Annotated in this window: 15 protein-coding genes; 6 read left to right on the forward strand and 9 right to left on the reverse strand. The window is 56.5% G+C overall.

Annotated features, from left to right (window positions below):
• Positions 1–190: 190 nt before the first annotated feature.
• The 3 genes from WC903_02795 to WC903_02805 are packed head-to-tail and all read right to left on the reverse strand — an operon-like array spanning position 191 to position 4,343.
• Positions 191–1,990: a carbon starvation CstA family protein gene (locus tag WC903_02795; GenBank protein MFA5892873.1), complete on the reverse strand. Its 1,800-nt coding sequence runs from the start codon at positions 1,988–1,990 to the stop codon at positions 191–193.
• Between the two features lie 12 nt (positions 1,991–2,002).
• A complete protein-coding gene (locus tag WC903_02800; GenBank protein ID MFA5892874.1) occupies positions 2,003–3,247 on the reverse strand; it encodes an S-layer homology domain-containing protein in 1,245 nt (414 codons plus the stop codon).
• Positions 3,225–4,343, reverse strand: a complete 1,119-nt coding sequence (locus tag WC903_02805) for a glycosyltransferase (GenBank protein MFA5892875.1) — start codon at positions 4,341–4,343, stop codon at positions 3,225–3,227. Before WC903_02805 ends, WC903_02800 begins: the two co-directional genes overlap by 23 nt.
• A 76-nt stretch (positions 4,344–4,419) precedes the next feature.
• On the opposite strand from WC903_02805, the gene WC903_02810 reads away from it, so the two are divergent.
• Together WC903_02810 and WC903_02815 are read left to right on the forward strand one after the other, a co-directional pair.
• Entirely contained in the window at positions 4,420–5,295 is an 876-nt protein-coding gene (locus tag WC903_02810) for a HAMP domain-containing sensor histidine kinase (GenBank protein ID MFA5892876.1), read from the forward strand.
• Between the two features lie 17 nt (positions 5,296–5,312).
• The gene (locus WC903_02815; GenBank protein MFA5892877.1) at positions 5,313–5,678 is read left to right on the forward strand and encodes a response regulator; all 366 of its coding nucleotides are present in this window, start codon (positions 5,313–5,315) and stop codon (positions 5,676–5,678) included.
• A gap of 59 nt (positions 5,679–5,737) precedes the next feature.
• Here the strand turns inward: WC903_02815 and WC903_02820 are convergent, their stop codons facing one another.
• The 6 genes from WC903_02820 to WC903_02845 are packed head-to-tail and all read right to left on the reverse strand — an operon-like array spanning position 5,738 to position 13,712.
• Complete coding sequence (locus WC903_02820; GenBank protein MFA5892878.1) at positions 5,738–6,661, reverse strand: NAD-dependent epimerase/dehydratase family protein; 924 nt, start codon at positions 6,659–6,661, stop codon at positions 5,738–5,740.
• Positions 6,658–7,956: an ATP-binding protein gene (locus tag WC903_02825; protein ID MFA5892879.1), complete on the reverse strand. Its 1,299-nt coding sequence runs from the start codon at positions 7,954–7,956 to the stop codon at positions 6,658–6,660. The genes WC903_02820 and WC903_02825 overlap by 4 nt, the downstream gene beginning before the upstream one ends.
• A complete protein-coding gene (locus WC903_02830) occupies positions 7,953–8,765 on the reverse strand; it encodes a hypothetical protein (GenBank protein ID MFA5892880.1) in 813 nt (270 codons plus the stop codon). Before WC903_02830 ends, WC903_02825 begins: the two co-directional genes overlap by 4 nt.
• Positions 8,762–9,790, reverse strand: a complete 1,029-nt coding sequence (locus tag WC903_02835) for a hypothetical protein (protein ID MFA5892881.1) — start codon at positions 9,788–9,790, stop codon at positions 8,762–8,764. Before WC903_02835 ends, WC903_02830 begins: the two co-directional genes overlap by 4 nt.
• Positions 9,787–10,893 (reverse strand): hypothetical protein, encoded by a 1,107-nt coding sequence (locus WC903_02840; protein ID MFA5892882.1) that lies wholly within the window; start codon positions 10,891–10,893, stop codon positions 9,787–9,789. Before WC903_02840 ends, WC903_02835 begins: the two co-directional genes overlap by 4 nt.
• A 14-nt stretch (positions 10,894–10,907) precedes the next feature.
• On the reverse strand, positions 10,908–13,712 hold the full coding sequence (locus tag WC903_02845) for a tail fiber domain-containing protein (protein MFA5892883.1): 2,805 nt from the start codon (positions 13,710–13,712) through the stop codon (positions 10,908–10,910).
• A 16-nt stretch (positions 13,713–13,728) separates the two neighbouring features.
• Between WC903_02845 and WC903_02850 the strand changes: the two genes are divergently transcribed.
• Genes WC903_02850 through WC903_02865 form a run of 4 tightly spaced genes read left to right on the forward strand, consistent with a single transcriptional unit; the run spans position 13,729 to position 14,850 of the window.
• Positions 13,729–13,857, forward strand: a complete 129-nt coding sequence (locus WC903_02850; protein MFA5892884.1) for a hypothetical protein — start codon at positions 13,729–13,731, stop codon at positions 13,855–13,857.
• Positions 13,858–14,178, forward strand: a complete 321-nt coding sequence (locus WC903_02855) for a hypothetical protein (GenBank protein MFA5892885.1) — start codon at positions 13,858–13,860, stop codon at positions 14,176–14,178.
• Entirely contained in the window at positions 14,179–14,349 is a 171-nt protein-coding gene (locus tag WC903_02860; GenBank protein MFA5892886.1) for a hypothetical protein, read from the forward strand.
• Positions 14,350–14,850, forward strand: coding sequence for a hypothetical protein (locus WC903_02865; GenBank protein ID MFA5892887.1), 501 nt, complete (start codon positions 14,350–14,352; stop codon positions 14,848–14,850).
• Positions 14,851–14,929 lie beyond the last annotated feature (79 nt).

Consider the following 14,929-nt stretch of genomic DNA (forward strand, 5'->3'; position numbering starts at 1 on the left):
TGTCAAAGTCAACCTCCTCACCCTATCCTTGCCAAAGCACCTTCCCCGCCCTCATCCGTGGCGTTGAGGATTCGTACCTTCTCCCAGAGGGAGAAGGTGTCTCGCTAAAGCAACCATGCTTGGCACCCTCTCCCTCTGGGAGAGGGTGAGAGTCCTCAACGTTAGCGGGTGAGGGAAAGGTGAGGATCAGTTAACCCAAGTGCATTTCCTCTGCTAACTGTTCCGTCCCCAACTGAATTTCTGGGTTAAAAGCAATCCCCTTTCTAACTTTAATGAATAATTGCGCCGCTTTAGCCGCCACTCCAAATGATAAAGCCAGCAGGAGGAGATCGGTCACCAGCAACGGGTAATTTCCCCCGGGAATATATTTAGTGAACAGCAACAGGAGCAAGGAAGCGAAGGTCGTCGCCAGCATAAAGAGGGCCGGGATGATAGTGAACCAGGCGGGGCGTCCGCGGACGATCAGCCAGGCCGAGATTGAGATCAGGGTGAGCGCCGCCAGGAGCTGGTTCCCCGTGCCAAAGATCGGCCAGATCGTAATGTAGGCATTAGTGGAAGCGAGGCCAAGCATCAGAGTGACCGAGAGGAAAGAATTAAAAAGATAAGACTTGAGAATGCGCGGTGGTTTTTTGAACACCGCCCCCCACAATTCCTCGAAAAGATAACGGTTCAAGCGGACCGACACGTCGAGCGTGGTGACGACGAATCCTTCCAGCATCAGGATACCAAAGATCGTGCCAAAGACCTGGGGGATTCCCAGGCTCAAGTTCAACAAATTACCGGTGGCCAGGGAAAAGGCGAGGACCGGGTTAGACTGGTCGAGCTGGGCGGGAAAAACCAAACTGATATACTCCGGGAAGCGCAGGCCGGCGCCGACGACGATGACGACGCAAACCGCCAGGACCGCTTCCAGGAGCATCGCGCCGTAAGCGACCGGCAAAATATCGCGCTCGCTCTTGACCTGCTTGCCCGAAGTGCCGCCGGAAACCAGCGCGTGGAAACCGGAGATCGCCCCGCAGGCGACGGTAATAAAGAGGACCGGCCAGACGGAGCCGAGGGCGGGATGAGCCGAGGCCGCGGCCAGGTTGAAGGCCGGGGCGTTCAAAGTCACCCCTTTCAATCCGGCGACGACGATCCCCAGCAACAGGGCGGCGATACCGGCGTACAATATTTGGACGTTAATGAAGTCGCGCGGCTGGAGGATGACCCAGACCGGGATCCAGGCGGCGATAAAAGTATAAATGGTGATCAAGACCATCCAGACCCGGGGATCAAAAGTGATTGGCAGGAGAAAACCGAGATAGATCGAGAGGACCGCCACCACAGTTGCCGCCCCCGTCAACCACCAGACGCTGGTTTTTCTGACATAGAGGAAATAACCGAGGAGCGGAGCAAAGAGGGTCATGATGATGACCGAGGTCGAAGCGATCCCGCCGATCTTCCCCTTAATGACCCCATTATCAACGACCGTATGAAGAAGCGTTTGGTCCGCCGGGAGCTGCAGGGTCGCCAGCGGGGCGAGCGAGGTCAGGGCCTTGGTGGTCAAACCGAGAAAAGCGGCCGTGACCAAAACGATCATGATAATAGTGAAAGAGATGAACAGGATAAAGCCGCTCCGCCCCAGGGTCCGGCCGGCCACCTCGGCCATCGACTTCCCCCCCTCGCGGACCGAGACAAAGAGAGCGGTAAAGTCATGGACCGCGCCAATGAAAACTGCGCCGACCAGGATCCAGAGCCAGACCGGAACATAACCAAAAAGGAGCGCGACCGTCGGGCCGACGATCGGCCCCGCCCCGGCGATCGCCGCGAAATGATGGGCAAAGATGACCGCCGGCTGGGTCGGAACAAAGTCACGGTCATCGCGGTAGAGAACCGCCGGCGTTGGCCGGTAGGCATCAAGCTTGAGCGCCCGGCCAATATAGTTGGCGTAAAAGAAATACGCCAAACCAAAAAGCGGGAGCGAGATCAGCAAGACAACCAAGACGTTCATTATTGTCCTCCCCTAGAAACTGACCGCTGACGCTACCCCGAGCGCCTGCGAGTAGGTCGCGGCCCGATAGCCCTGGTAAACGAGCTCAAAGGTTTGCGCGGCCGAGACTTTGCAGCCCAGGCGGAATTCCCCGGTCACGACCTCGCCCGGAAGGGTGTAATCCCCCGTCAATTTACTATAAAGATCAAAAGGCAAAACGATGTTGAATTGCCCGCCGACACTGGTAGTACCGTCAGAAATGTTCCGGTCAAAAAGATCAAAAATATTGTAACTGAACTGTTGGCGGTACTGGCTGCCGACTTTCTGGGCGACCAGGCGGAAGCTATCGCCGAACGCCAGCATCCCTTTGGCATATAAACCGTGCGGCAGGTCGGTCGTCTTGGCGGCGCCGACCAGGAGCTGGCCGAATTTATTTTCCGCCGACAGCTCCAGGCAGATGTCACGTCCCCCCTCGTTAGCCTGGAACCATCTCGGGTTCAGAGAAAAACTGAACAAGGGATAACGTTGGGTCAGCTTGGGACTGAACTCGGCCAAGGTAACCGCCCCCGAGGCGGCTGTCGACCGGGAGAGATAATCAAGCGCCAGATCGGTCTTCCCCTGCGTAAAATAGTAGCCGACCGACCGCCGCGGGCGGCGGTATTTCTCGGCCGATTCCCAGGGAAAGAGACCAGGATCGAGGTGGGCGACATCGCCCGGCCCCACTGACATTTTGAGCGTCCCGCCGCCGAGCTTGACCCGTCCTTCAAAATCGAGCAGTTCCCTGGTCAGTTCGCGGGCGCCGTTATCAAACCCGCCATCCATGGTGTCCAGACCGGCCTTAATGGTGGCCAGGTCGCCGAATTTCTTCTCTATTTTAGTCCGGAGACGGTAATCGGCCGCGCTCCCGACCTCACCCTGGCGCCAGCGCGCGTCAACTCGCCCGGACAGAGTAGTGTCCTTCTCCCGCCCGGCCCGGACCCCGGCGACCTCGCTCTTCAGCTCCTCGATCAGTTTCTCGTTGGCCCCTTGCCGGCGGCGAAAGGATTCAGTGAGCTTGGTAATGAAAGCGGCGATCTCAAAGCGGGTCATCGCTTGCCGGCCGCGGTAAGTCCCATCGGGGAAACCATCGGTCACTCCGCGGCGGACCAGGTCGTAAACGGCGTCATAGGCGTAATGCCCCTCCGGCACGTCGCGCAGGTAATTTTCTTGCGCCCAAGCGGGGGAAGTCCACGGACCGAAGACTAATATAAAAAAACTAAATAAAGCTAAATATTTCACGCGCGATTTCTAATGCCGCTTGGGGACGGCTGACCCGGGCCACGTTCTTTTTCAATTCCTCAAATTCGTCGGTCTCCCGCAATTCCTTGACCAGCTCGACTACCCGGTGCGGGTCCCGGCTGACCCGGCCGACATTCTCGCGGACGACAAATTCCACGTTCCCCTCTTCCTGTCCGGGGAGCCACGAGGTGATGATGATCGGCAGGTTCATCGCCAGCGCCTCGGCAATGGTGCCGGGCCCGGCCTTGGTGATGATCAGGTCGGACTCGCTCATCAATTCGTAAACCTGGTTGGTAAAACCGAAGACCCGCAGCGGGAAACCGAACTTCTTGGCTTCTTTTTTCAAGCGGGTCTCGAGGGCTTTGTTCCGGCCGGTGATAACAATGATCTGGCCGTCAAAACCGGTCCGCCCGAACTCGGCAATGATCTCGCGCATCCCCCCGCCCCCCTCGCCCCCCCCCATCAGCAAAATGGTGAAACGCTTGGGGCTAAGCTTGGCTTTGCGCCGCGCCGCCTGCTTCTCCTTGTCGGCCAGGAAGAACTTCGGATCGATCGGCATGCCGATCACTTTGATCTTGCTCTCGGGCATACCGTAGCTGACCGCCAGCTCTTTGGCTTCCGGCGTGGCCACGATCGCCCCGTCGGCCTCGGGCGCTATCCAGGCGCGGTGGAGGGTCACCGGATCGGTAATGACGATAACGAAGGGTATCTTCAGCTCCAGTTCCTTGATCGCCTTGACCGTCAGATGGTTGACCATCGGGTGGACAGAGACCACGATATCCGGCCGTTTTTCCAAGAGGAGCTTTTTCATTTCTTCCAGAATAAAGGGGCGCGAGATTTTTTCCAGTTGTTCCAGTTTCTTGCCGTCGTCGAGCCAGTAATAAAGCTGGCCCCAGAGCTTGGGGGAATATTTGATGACCGGAGCGTAGAGCCGGGCGAAAAGGTTCAGGAAGCCGGAACAGGCGGCAAAGACGTCGACCATCTCCTGGCTATACTTATCTTTACCCAGGTGGTCGACCGCCCGGACTATAGCGGTGGCCGCGGAACGGTGCCCCCCGCCCGTATCGGAAAAGAAAAATAGGATCTTCTTTTTCACCGGGCAAATTATAGCACTTGCCAGCGCTCCATGCCAGGAGTAAACTTACGCAGAATAAACCCCTGGGGAGATAAAAATGAACAGCAGAACCGAGCTGGAGAAAAAGCTGGAGAAGACCAATGCCAAACTCTCCGCCAAGAACCAGCAGTTGGAAGCCAAGGTCGCCGCCCGGACAGCCGACCTGGAGAAGGTCCGCAAGGCGAACCTCCTCCTGATGAAAGACCTGAAAGAAGACATCGCCAAGATGCAGGTCGTCGACCGGATGAAGACCGAATTCCTCTCGATGGTCTCTCACGAACTGCGCACGCCGCTGACGCCGATCAAGGGTTACCTGGCGCTGATCCTCTCGGGGAAAATGGGCAAGCTGGGCCCCCAGCAGCACCAGGCGCTCGAGCTCATCACCCGCCAGGCCGAGCATCTCCACTCGCTGATCGATAATGTCCTCGATGTCGCCCGGCTCGATATCGGCAAACCTATCCCGGTATTCAAACAGCTCCTCTCGATCGAGACCCTGATCGAAGAGACCGCGGCGACCATGCGGATCCAGGCCGGAGAAAAAAAGCTGACGTTAAGTGTCGCTATCGAGGGGCAGATCCCGACCCTGATGGCCGACGAGATCAAGCTGAAGCGGGTCCTCGCCAACCTGATCGGTAACGCCTTGAAGTTCACCCCCGAAGGGGGCGAGATCACCGTCCGGGCCAGCTTGGTGGAAGGCCCGGCGGTCCAAATCGAAGTGGCCGACAACGGCATTGGTCTGGCCAAAGAGAATCTGGGCAAGGTCTTCGATAAATTTTACCAGGTGGACAGTTCAGCCACCCGGTCCGTCGGCGGCATCGGCATGGGGTTGCCTATCTCCCGCGAGTTGGTCCGCCTGCACGGCGGCCGGCTCTGGGCCGAATCGGACGGGCCGGGCAGAGGCAGCCGCTTTATTTTCACCCTGCCGGTAGTATAATTGCGGGAGGTTAAGTTATGGCAAAAAAAATACTGATCGTTGAAGATTACCCGGTCACCGCCAAGATGATCGCCGAGATCCTGGAGATGGAAGGGTTTGAGGCGGTCATCGCCCCCGACGGCAACAGCGGGCTCCAAAAAGCGGCCGCGGAAAAACCGGACCTGATCCTCCTCGATATCAGGCTGCCGGGGATAGACGGCCTGGAGGTCTGCTCCCAACTGCGCGCCAATCCCAAGACAAAGGATATCCCGGTCATCATGGTCTCGGTCAAGACGGCCGACGAGGACGTTAAGGCAGGTTTAAAGCGGGGGGCCAACGATTACGTCGCCAAACCCTTTGACCCCTTCAAGCTTCTCGAAGTCGTCAAGAAACATTTAAAGTAGGGACAACCTTTATGGTTGTCCGCTAATAAAACATCTACGGACAGGGATAAACCCTGTCCCTACATAACCGCCGGGTACCAGTCGAGGGTCAACTTCAAGCCGGACTTAATATCTTGCCGCGCTTGCCAGTTCAATTCTTTTCTGGCCCTCTCACAATTCAACACACTGCGGAACAGCTCCCCCGCCCTGGGCGGCGCGTAGACTGCTTGCCCGGAAAATTCCGTTAAGGCCTTAAGATGAGCGAAAAGCTGGTTAACCGACGTCCCCACTCCCGTGCCGATATTGAAGATATTATTGTCCCCTCGGGTCAGCGCGATCAGGTTAGCCGCGGCCACATCACCAACGTAAACGTAATCGCGCAGTTGTTCGCCGTCGCCGTAGATCGTCGCCGTTTCCCCTTTTAGCAGTTTGCCGCAGAAGATGGCGATAACCCCCGCCTCCCCCAACGGGTCCTGGCGCGGGCCGAAAACATTGCCGTAGCGCAAGGCGGTGAATTTCAGCCCGTAAAGCTTCCAGTAAGCGTACAGATACATCTCGACGGAGCGCTTGGTTATGGCGTAGGGCGAGATCGGCTCCTGCGCGTGGTCTTCGGCCGCGCCCCCTTTTTCCGGCACTTCGCCGTAGAGCGCGCCGCCGGTCGAAGAAAAGATTATTTTGCCGACTTTGGACCGCACGGCCGCATTGAGAAGGTTTAAAGTTCCCAGCTCATTGACCTCGGCATTAAAGACCGGGTCGCTGACCGATTTGCGCACGTCGATCTGGGCGGCCAGATGGGCGATGACTTCCGGCGCGAAATCGTTGACCACTTCGGCCAACTTCGCGTCCCGGATATCGACGGGAAAAAATTCCGCTTTGGGGTTAAGATTCTCTTTTTTGCCGGTCGTCAGGTTATCGACAATGGCGACCTGATGGCCGGCAGCGATAAAAGCATCCGCGATATTTGAACCGATAAAGCCGGCCCCGCCGGTGACCAGGATTTTCATGATCCTTCCCTTTCCGTTTCCCCTATGAATTCAGCTCCGACAACTTCTTCTCCCCGTTCGATCGCCAGGGACACCGCGTTGTCGCAAAGTTTGATCGCCTGGCGGGGATTGCCCCGGGAGATCTCAAATATCTTGGCCAGGGCGGCGGACGTAAAAGGACGCGAACCCCTCCCCCCGACGCTCTCGACCCGCACTTTGATCAGTTCCTTGAGCTCTTCAAATTCCAGATGGTCCAGAGTGACCTTTAACACCAGCCGCTCGTAAAGCGGCTGGATCTCATTCTTTAATTTATCGAGCGTTTCCGGCAGGCCCGCCATAACCAGATTGACCCCGTCAATATCGCCCAGGGTGCGCAGCGGCCGCTCGATCTCGATCGTGAATTCGTGCGCCTCGTCCAGCAGCAGGACCAGGTGTTTTTTCATTTTCTTCCGGAGCTGGCCCAGGTTATAAAGATCGCTCTCTTTTTTTGCCTGCTCATAGCTGTAGCCCAGGCTCTGAAAGATATGCGCCACCAGCTGGTTGAACTCGATCGGGGGACGCGGAATATAGACCGTGTGGTATTCTCCCTTGGGCAGTTGGCCGGCCAGCCAGCGCAAAAGAGTGGTCTTGCCGATGCCGAGCGGGCCGGAGATCAGGATATGTCCGCTGTGGGAATTGATCTTGCCGAGCACTTCTTTGACCTCTTTTTCGTAACCGGTCAACAGCTCGGGATGGACATCAAGGGTAAAAGGATTATTTCGCCAGCCCATCTTTTGAGACCAGAGCCGCTGGTCCTCGGAGATCGATTTGAGCACTTTCAACCCGCCGGCTTCTTCTTCGCCGGCTTGGCTTGCCGCGGCTTGGGCCAAGAGCCGCCTGGCAAAAACCGCCAGGAGAATTCCGGAAAAGAAAATAAAAGCCAGCCCGAGAACAAAACCCGTCCAGACGAGCCAATTAGTTGAGGCCGGCTTGGGGAGGGGGGCCGGAGCGGGCGGCGGCAGCTGAACTTCTCTGGTCGCCGGCGGGGCGGTCTCGAGCGGCGGCATTTTGACCGGCGTCCCGGCGACGCGCGGAACCAAGCCCATTGCCCGCAGGCTCATTTCCCGCAGGATGCTGTCCTTTAATTTCCTCGCGCCGCGAAAATTGTGATTGATCTCCAGGGCCCGGTCCGCGCTGGCCAGCGCGGCCTTCAGGTCGCCCACCAGGTACAGGGTGGTCGCCTGATCGAAATATTTCTGCGCCACCGGCTGTTCGCCAAAACCCGGCGAGTGCCAACCGCAGGCCATGAGCAGGCAGAGAACTATTATTTTTTTCACAGATGGCTGCCTTTCGCCCTGATCACCGCCTCCAGGCGGTTGACTATCGTTTTGATCTCACGATTATCAGGCTCGATCTTTAACAACACCTTCAATTCCGACTTGGCCTTTTGATATTCAAATTTCGCCAGGTAAGACCGGGCGGCGACGATCAGGCGGGCCTTGGTCACGTTGACATCTTCTTTGGTCCCGGCCCGGGCGAATTTCTTAATCTTACTCTTTTTCGCCGCAAGTTTAAATGGTTTCTTTTTGGCCGCTATTCTGGCCGGAGGCTGGACCGGGAGCGCCGCTTCTTCGGCCACCGCTTCTTCGGTTAAGCCCGCTCGCCGCCTGGCCGCGAGCGCCAGGCGCGCCGATTCGATCGCTCTTTGCCGGGCGATCCTTTCTTTCTCGGTCAGCTTGACCGCCGCGGCTTCTTCGGTTTCCGCGATCCTCATCATTAAGGCCAGGATCGGCTCGCCGATGTAAAAAACGCTGCTGTCGCCCTGGAAGGTCACCCCGGCAACATCGCTGGCGACCAGCTTGGCCGTATAGATCCCTTTTTTCACGCCCGCCGGCACGTCCCAGTAGCCGTTCCAGACGCTCGAGCGGCCGTCATAGCTCAAGTTAACTTCGTCGCCATTCGGCATGGTCGCCCTGACGCGGTTGGTGTCGGGCGGCGCTTCGATAATGATATGGACAATGTCCCCCGGCAGATATTCGCGCAGGCCCAGGCCCAGCTGGGAAACTTTGAAATTTTGAGCGTCGACGAAAGTCAGCATAAAAGCCAATAAAAGGACCCCGAAAAAAATCGTCTTAAAAAACTTCATTGGCGGCCGCGCCGCTCCGGCGTTTCCGGCAAGGCGGAAGGGCCCCCTTTAAGCGCCAGCCAGGGCTCGCCGACATAGGACAAAGAAAGGTAGGTTGTTGCCAACTCGGGGTCATTATAGAATGGGTGATAAGCATAGTCGATCCGAAAGCCCCGAACGCCCAGAGAAAGGCCAAAGGTCGGGCTCCAGCTGGTCCTCGAGGTGTTGGTCGTATCGATACTCTGGTCAAATCCGCCGCGCACGGCCAGGGCACTGCCAACCTTATACTCGACCCCAAAATTCGCGGTCACCGGCCGGGTGCCCTGGGCGGGAAATTTGCCGTCGCAAACCAGCAGCAAATCACCGTTAAAAATAACCGGTTTTGCCGCCACGCCGATCTTGGTTTGCCCCGTCAGTGATTCCTCTATGCCGCTGCTGTAACGGAGAATCCCGCCCAGCGAGACCGGCAGAATATTCGAGCGGGCAAGGCCGAAGCTCAAGTATGGAGAAAGAACCAACTTGATCCCAAAATCAAAACTCTGCCCGGAGGCAAACAGGTTATACCCGCCGGAATAACCGCGGTTAAAGACCTTATAATTCAGCCCGACAAAAATATTGCGCCCGTAGCCGAAATAACGGGAGAGCGGACTGCTGTAACTCAACAAAAACAGCGAATCGTAGTAATCGGTCATAACGATTTCTCCCTGCTCGTTTTTGGTGGGGATCTGGTTGACGCCCGTCGTGATGTAGCCCAGGCCCACCGTTCCCCAGCGGAAAGGGACCGCTCCGCAATATTCGGAATAATAGATCTCGCCGATCAGGTTGGTGAACATGGCCATGGCCGCCGGCCCTTTTAAGCCCGCTATCCCCGCCGGATTGATGAAAACGGCGTCTACGTCGTCGGCCACCGCCGTAAACGCCCGCCCCATCCCCAGCGGCCGCGCGCCGCCGCCAATCACCGTCGCGTCATCCGCGCTGCCCGTCACGGCAGCGTAGCTTACCCCAAAGAAGGCCAAAACCAAAACCGTGAGGATTATTTTTCTCATCTTATAATCGCTATCTTTGTCTTGCTCAATGTTTTCATCCCGCCGCCGGCCGTGGTGGTGAGATGAACAAGATAGACGCCGGCGGGGGCATTTTCCCTAAACAGCGTGATGCCGTCCCAGAGCACTTTATTTTCGCCCACCTGGCCGCCCGGGGTGCCGGCGGGGGCCCGATATTCCCAGATCCTCTCCCCCCGGATATTAAAGATGTAAACGGTCAGGTTGACGTCTTGGCTCAACGAATAACTAAGCGTGGTCGGCCCGAGGCGCGGGTCAAAAGGATTCTTTTCGCTTTCAACCGGCTTGATCACTTCCAGAACGGGCGACTCGATCTTGAAAATGGCGGCCAGCGTGCCGCTCAACCCGTCATCATTGGTCACCACAACGTCATAGATGCCGACCGTCTTACTGACCAGGTTGAACCGGCAGGTAATTTTCGCGGCCGATTCGACAACCACCTTGTCCGCGCTAATGTCGCTCGCGCCGGTCAGCGACAATTTGACGGCCGCGCCGCTCCGGAAATTTTGACCGGCCAGATCGGTGATGCTCACTAGCGCGTCATTTAAGCCTTTGGCGGGCGTGATCGACGAAACCGTGGGCGCCACAGCCGTTACCACGAACGCCGCGGGGAGTGTTCCCGCCCGCCCGTCAGGGTTGGTCACCGTAACGGCCCATGAGCCGGCTTTGGCGTTTTGCAGATCAAAATCGCCGGTTATTTGGCCGGAGCCCGCGATAACAACATTCGAGGCGGTGATATCTGTTTCACCGCTCAACGTTAATTTGACGGCCGCGCCGGCGGTAAAGTTAGCGCCGGAAATCGTCAGTGAAATTTTTTGGTTGGCGGCGGCGGTCGCCGGCTCGACGGCGGTGACGATGGGAGCGAAAACAGCGCGGGCGGAATAAGCGCTCCGCAAGAAACCCTCGCCGATGATATAGCTCGAGCTGGCGCGGGCTGACAGCCCATGACCCCGGCTCTTGCCCAGCAGTTGAAAAGAAGCCGAACTCCCTTTTATCGCGCCCGAGTCCAGGACTTCGGCGGCCAGTTTATAGCTCGCGGAAGACCCAACTGAAAAAGCCGATCCCGAAAGTAAGGCCAATATCATCATAATGACAGCAAATCTCATTTCGCGTTCTTCAGGGTCCCTCTTAACTCCGCTACTTCTTTTTTCAACGACTCTATCTGGGACTGCTGGCTGATCATCTCTTTTTGCTGTTCCAGATAACCCTGAAGCAGGATGACCGGCAGTTTTTCGTAATGGACCGATTCGGGCGAGCCGTTCGCGTTTAATTCGACCAATTCAGGGAAAACTTTAATGACCTCTTCCGCGATCATGCCGAAATCTTTTCTGTCCGGCGTGGCGGTGTGTTCGTTCCACCGGAAGCGGACGGGCCGGAGTTCCCCGATCTTGTTCAGGTCCGCTTGATAATCGACGATATCTTTTTTATATCTGCGGCTGGAGCTTGACGTCAGAACCTCAAGGGTAGTCGCGGATAAGACCAGGGTCGTGCCTGTGCCGGCGGCCAGTCCAGAAAAGTAGACCCTGCCGGTTACCTTTAATTTTCCAGCTACCTCCAAGGTGACGCTCGGGCTCGCCGTCCCGATGCCGACGTTGCCGCCTGATAAGACAGTCAATAATTTTCTATTGGTTGAATCAGTGACTTCAAAGGAGGGTTGCGTGCCCGCGCCGCTGGCGCGCAGACCCAGCTTAAGGATAGCGCTTGAACCGGCATTGTAATCCGATCCTTGAAGCGTAAGCTTGGCTCCCGTGCCGGTATAAAAAGGAGAATCGCCGCCCTTAAGCACCGCGGCTCCCGCGGGATAATAACCTGAACCGGCTTCTAAAGTTAAGGTCGCCCCTGTTGACTGGGTTCCCCCCACATCGGCGCCGGACAGGCTTAGATTCGCGGAAGAAACGATGGAAGAACTGGTCCCCAAAATCCTCATCCGTTCCGTATCATTGGTCTTAAAAACAATAGGATTTGTGTCTTTCGTAAAAATATTCAATCCTATAGTCCAGCCACTCGTATAGCCGCTACCAGACACCTGTTTGACAATGCCAGAATCCGCACCGCCTCCCCTCATAATTAACCCTTCCGACATATCTCCAGAATTAGTCTCGATAAATGTGTCTTTACCATCGCCTGATAACAAAACCCCTATTGTGCCTCTCGGAGAAATCAGCCCCTCTCCTATATCAAGATTCACCGCGGACGCGGCTATCGTTAGTGAGCCGGTCATGGTGTCGCCGGCTTTGAGGACTTTTGTGCTATCCGTACCGGTAACATTGGTCAAACCCGAACCATTGCCGGAGAAATTAGTCGCCTTGACTATTCCAATAACCTCCAGGGTTCTCGAAGGGCTGGTCGTGCCGATGCCAACATCGCCGCCCATGATCGCCATAGTGTTGGCCGCCGTTATTGTTCTGCCCGCTGTATCGTCTAATCCGATGCCAAAGGAAAAATCCCCCTGGGCGGTAATCCGGTTGCCCAGTGCGGTTGAACTGCTACCGCTAGCGGTAGTGTATTTGCCGATCGCTACGCTATTAACGCCGCTCGCGGTAACACTCTCTCCGAACGAGAACGACATCATAGCTAGAGATTGTGGATTCCAGCCCATCGCTATCGATCCCCAGCCTCCGGATGCATTCGCGTAAGGCCCAAAAGCAATCCTCGGATTAACACCGACTTCTGTACCGCCTATAAGCTTGCCGTCTAATAATGTATCGCCGCTGACGGATAATTTATAAGCGCCGGGCGCTGTATTGCCGATGGCGACACTGCCCGAAGAAGTCGCTAAATTAGCCCCCGCGGAATTAGTTAGCGTGCCGGTCATGGTATCGCCGGCTTTTAAAACATAAGTGCCGGAAGTTGCGGCGGTGGTCTGGGTGGTTGCGTCAGGAAATTTGAAGCCGCCGGACGAGGACTCGACCAGGCCAACAACTTTTACCCCCAACCCGCCGGTAAAATAACCGGCGTAACCATTGGCGCTCGTCGATTCACCATAGACGCCGTAAGTCGTGCCGGTCGCGCTGGAGGCCTTGCCGTAAACGCCTTTGCCGGCCACACCGGATGCGTCTCCATAAGCACCGACGGCGTTAGTTCCGCCAGCCGAAAAATAGCCGCCGTAATTGGTAGTTCCTGCGCTTGTATCGGTAGCCGCGCCTTCGACGGCTCTGGAATTCTCGCTGACAGCTTCAAATTTACCGGCATACTTGGGCGCGTAGCCGTAAACGCCGTAGCCGTTGGTCGAAGTTTGAACATTGCCGTAGACACCGTAGGCCGTCCCACTGCCGCCGGTGCTGGCCAACCCATAGACACCGTAGCCGGCGTCGCTTTTCGATTCACCGTAGGCACCGTAATTTGTGCCGGTGCTCGAACTGTTTACGCTTTTTAAGCCATAAGCTGACGCACCTATTACAGTAATATCAACCCCGATGCCATCGGCATTATTTGAACTGAAACTCCCGCCTTTGGCGTTACCAAAAGCGTCGATACCTATACCGATGCTCCCGGAGCTGTTGAAATATCCGGCTTTGCTTAATCCTTCAGGGCTTGTGGTAACGGCATAAATACCATAACCCCCATTCCCGGTTGATTCCGCGTAAACGCCTCGCCCATACTGTCCGTCCGCGACAAAATATCCGCCGTAATTGGTAACTCCCGATCGGAGACCCCCGGCCACACTCGCCCGGCCATACACTGCCCGCCCGGTCGTACCGGTCGCCGTCGATTGAACACTGTCGGAATCACCGGACAATTTAACCGCTGCCGCTGTAACGATACCGGTAGTTGTGATGTTAATGTCCGACGCCAGGTTGCCGGTCGTAGAATTGATCGCCGCAATGTTCGTCTTGTCGGCGGTAACTGCACCATCTGCCAGGATCCCTGATGTTACTGCACCGCTCGCCAGGATTCCCGAAGTCACTGAGTTGGACGCCATCTTGACCGATGTCACAACCCCATCCGCCAAAGCTGCCGAGGTCACCGCTAATGTTCCTAGCTTAGACGAAGTAACTATTCCATCCGCGATCGAACTGGCGGCACCCGCCGGCGCACTTGCTGCCGCATAATTGAACCCGGCCTTCGCTGAAGTTATTGCTCCATCTACGATCTTAGCCGAAGTCACTACCCCATCCGCCAAAGCTGCCGAGGTTACCGCTAATGCTCCTAGCTTGCCTGATGTAACTACCCCGTCCGCCAAAGCTGCCGAGGTCACTGCTAATGAACCTAGCTTAGACGAAGTAACTATCCCGTCCATCAGGATACTTGATGTTACCGAGTTATCCGCCAAAGCTGCCGAGGTCACTGCTAATAAACCAAGCTTAGACGAAGTAACTATCCCATCCGCGATCGAACTGGCGGCACCCGCCGGCGCACTTGCTGCCGCATAATTGAACCCGGCCTTCGCTGAAGTTATTGCTCCATCTACGATCTTAGCCGAAGTCACTACCCCATCCGCCAAAGCTGCCGAGGTCACTGCTAATAAACCAAGCTTAGACGAAGTAACTATCCCATCCGCGATCGAACTGGCGGCACCCGCCGGCGCACTTGCTGCCGCATAATTGAACCCGGCCTTCGCTGAAGTTATTGCTCCATCTACGATCTTAGCCGAAGTCACTACCCCGTCCATCAGGATACTTGATGTTACCGAGTTATCCGCCAAAGCTGCCGAGGTTACCGCTAATGCTCCTAGCTTGCCTGATGTAACTACCCCGTCCGCCAAAGCTGCCGAGGTCACTGCTAATGAACCTAGCTTGCCTGATGTAACTACCCCGTCCATCAGGATACTTGATGTTACCGAGTTATCCGCCAAAGCTGCCGAGGTTACCGCTAATGCTCCTAGCTTGCCTGATGTAACTACCCCGTCCGCCAAAGCTGCCGAGGTCACTGCTAATGAACCTAGCTTAGACGAAGTAACTATCCCATCCATCAGGATACTTGATGTTACCGAGTTATCCGCCAAAGCTGCCGAGGTCACTGCTAATAAACCAAGCTTAGACGAAGTAACTATCCCATCCGCGATCGAACTGGCGGCACCCGCCGGCGCACTTGCTGCCGCATAATTGAACCCGGCCTTCGCTGAAGTTATTGCTCCATCTACGATCTTAGCCGAAGTCACTACCCCGTCCATCAGGATACTTG

The organism is Candidatus Margulisiibacteriota bacterium, from assembly GCA_041658645.1.
Taxonomy (GTDB): Bacteria; Margulisbacteria; WOR-1; order O2-12-FULL-45-9; family XYB2-FULL-48-7; genus JBAZZV01.